The sequence below is a fragment of the Pseudomonadota bacterium genome (genome assembly GCA_034660915.1).
In the GTDB taxonomy this organism is placed as follows: domain Bacteria; phylum Desulfobacterota; class Anaeroferrophillalia; order Anaeroferrophillales; family Anaeroferrophillaceae; genus DQWO01.
Genome location: JAYEKE010000153.1, coordinates 1 through 2,611, shown reverse-complemented (window position 1 = coordinate 2,611; position 2,611 = coordinate 1). Strand labels below are relative to the sequence as shown.

The following is a 2,611-nucleotide window of genomic DNA, read 5'->3' as shown; positions in this document are numbered from 1 at the left end:
CTTTCCCTGAATAAACCCGATTTCATGACCGTTTCCCGGGTCAGCAAAGCGATTAATGACGCTTTCAGAGCCAAACTGGCCGTTCCCCTGGATGCCTCCACCATAGAGATGAATCCCCCGAGTCACGATAAAGGTCTTTTAATCCCATTTCTGGCTACTCTGGAAAATCTGCAGGTGGTTCCGGACTCCCGGGCCAAAGTTGTTTTTGATGAGCGTACCGGGACGGTGGTTATGGGTCGTGATGTGATGATTGATACAGTTGCCATTGCCCATGGCAATTTAAGTGTTCAGATCAGTGAAACACCTCAGGTTTCACAACCCGGTCCTTTTGCCGGTGGGGAAACGGTGGTGACGCCGGAAACCACCATTAAAGTTGAAGAAGAAAAAGCCAACCTGATGGTCTTGCCAAAAACCGTACAGATTGATGAACTGGTTCGGGCTTTGAATGCTGTGGGGGTAACGCCCCGTGATTTGATGGCCATTCTCCAGGCTATTAATGCGGCCGGGGCGCTTCATGCTGATCTGGAAATCATGTAGGCTGTAGAAAGTTGAATAGTGTTTATCCGGAAATGTTCATTTCCTGATGAACGCTGTCAGCGATCAGCAGTCAGCTTTCAGTGAAATATCGAAAAAATAAATGGTTAAGCTGAGAGCTGAAGGCTGACAGCTAGTAGCACATCCGGAAAAATCAGTTTCCGGATGGAAACTAAAAATAAACGGCATGTGTTTTGCATTACACTCCTGTATCAGGAGGAAAAAAATGCCGTATAATCCTATCAACTTTCTTTCGAGCAGTTCGGTACTGGCCGAGTCTTGGAAGGCGACAAAAACACTTAAGAAAACCGGTGATTTTGCCGATAGTCCAAGCATGGAAAAAAAGCAAAACCCAGGTTTGCGTAAAGCATGTCGGCAGTTGGAATCATTGTTTCTTTCCCAGCTCCTGCAGGAGATGAGAAAAACAGTTCCCCAAGGTGGGGCGATTCCTGAGAATAACGCGGCAAGCCTTTATCAATCGCTCTTTGATAATCACCTGGCCGACCTTCTGGCTGAGCAACAGGCAACCGGATTGGGGGATTATTTTTATCGGGAATTGCTTGACACGGAGGGCAAAATCTCCTAAAGTTTTTCTGATTTCTGCCGATAGTAAAACCAGTAAAACTTTATTGAGGAGGTTAATCTTGAAGGTAGAGAATGTAATGAATAAACTCCAGGGGTTACTCAATCCTGACGCTGCAAAAGAGGTGCAGCCGCCTAAACAGGCGCAGAAGGTGACACAGCAGCAATCGGCCCAAATTGCCGGAGCGGCTGCGGATACGGTCAGCTTCTCTTCCCGTAGTCGGGATATTGCCCGGGTGGCCGAACAGGTGAAAGAAACTCCGGAGATTCGCCAGGATCTGGTGGCCCGGATGAAAACTGCGGTTGATGCCGGGAACTATCGGGTTGACACCCAGGATCTGGCGACCAAAATGATTAAGGAAATGCTCATGGAATCATTATTGTAATGAGATGATTGATAATTACAGTTGTTCCAGGCCATGGGTTTTTTGATCCATGGCCTTTTTTTTGTGGGAAGGAGAATTTAAAATGGGAACCTGCTTCGTACAGGCCATGAAAATGGTTGATCGCAAATTGACTTTGCTTGGCTGCATTGTTGATGTTTATCGACAAATGGAAGTGACTATGGTTGAGATTAACTCACAGCGGTTGTCCGAACTTATCTATGAAGGTGATCGGGTGATTGCTGAATTGAGCACCTTACTGGAAGAAGAACATATCTGGCTTGAAGACTTCAGCCGGGATAAAGCCCAGAAGTTTGTTACCTTGAAAGCCGTTGCCTTGTACTTTAAAGGTCAGGAACGGCAGCGATTGCTGGCTGGTTGTACCGAAATTGATCATTTGGTGACCCGGGTTAATCAGTACAGCCGGACTCTTGCTGATGACTTGCAGGTTATGAACTTGTTAAACAAGCGATATAGTGATTTTTTTCAACAAGTCTGTCCGGTTAATCTCGGTTACCAGCAGAGTGGGGTAATGAACTCTTCCGAGGTGGTCTTTCGGGGCCATGCTTTTAATCATCAGGTATAGATAGACTGTCTTGAAAAAAAGGAATTTGCCAAGAATGGAATTTTTACAAAGCCACTAAAAAAAGATTCAAGCTGGTTTTCTAAATAGTCGAAGGAAAATAAAACTATGACTGTCGGACTCAATAATACCCTGAATACTTCGCGCTTGTCACTCCTGAGCCAACAGGCCAATATTGACATAATTGGCCATAATGTAGCGAATGTCAATACCCCGGGCTATTCCCGGCAGGTCGGCATTGTCCAGACGACGCCACCCCTGGCCGACGCCCTGGGAATGAGGGGAACCGGGGTGACGACCACCCGGATTATGAACCTCTACGACCGCTTTGTCGGTATGCAGCTGAATATCGAAAATAGTAATAAGGGCATGTGGAATACCCGCGGCAGCGCATTAGCTGATCTGGAGCGGACCTTTAATGAAACCAGTGATTATGGCCTGTTGCCGGTAATGGGTGAATTCTGGAATGCCTGGGAGGATCTGGCCAATAATCCCGAAGGTATTGCCCAGCGGGTTTCAGTGGTTGAAA

5 protein-coding genes are annotated in these 2,611 nt (G+C 46.7%); all 5 read left to right on the top strand.

The annotated features are described in order from the left end of the window. Nucleotides 1-537, top strand: a 537-nt coding sequence (locus tag U9P07_09050; protein ID MEA2109550.1) for a flagellar basal body P-ring protein FlgI, incomplete at its 5' end; no start/stop codon positions are given. Nucleotides 538-760: 223 nt separating this feature from the next. Continuing rightward, on the top strand, nucleotides 761-1,120 hold the full coding sequence (locus U9P07_09045) for a rod-binding protein (GenBank protein MEA2109549.1): 360 nt from the start codon (nucleotides 761-763) through the stop codon (nucleotides 1,118-1,120). 58 nt (nucleotides 1,121-1,178) lie between these two features. Then, nucleotides 1,179-1,502, top strand: coding sequence for a flagellar biosynthesis anti-sigma factor FlgM (flgM, locus tag U9P07_09040; GenBank protein ID MEA2109548.1), 324 nt, complete (start codon nucleotides 1,179-1,181; stop codon nucleotides 1,500-1,502). An 82-nt stretch (nucleotides 1,503-1,584) separates the two neighbouring features. After that, nucleotides 1,585-2,085: a hypothetical protein gene (locus U9P07_09035; protein ID MEA2109547.1), complete on the top strand. Its 501-nt coding sequence runs from the start codon at nucleotides 1,585-1,587 to the stop codon at nucleotides 2,083-2,085. 105 nt (nucleotides 2,086-2,190) lie between these two features. Further along, nucleotides 2,191-2,611: flagellar basal body protein (locus U9P07_09030; protein MEA2109546.1), on the top strand; the 421-nt coding region annotated here is incomplete at its 3' end.

Bases quoted from the DNA above. Each gene is read 5' to 3' on its own strand.
- U9P07_09045 (MEA2109549.1), top strand. From the start codon at position 761: ATGCCGTATAATCCTATCAACTTTCTTTCGAGCAGTTCGGTACTGGCC.
- U9P07_09035 (MEA2109547.1), top strand. From the start codon at position 1,585: ATGGGAACCTGCTTCGTACAGGCCATGAAAATGGTTGATCGCAAATTG.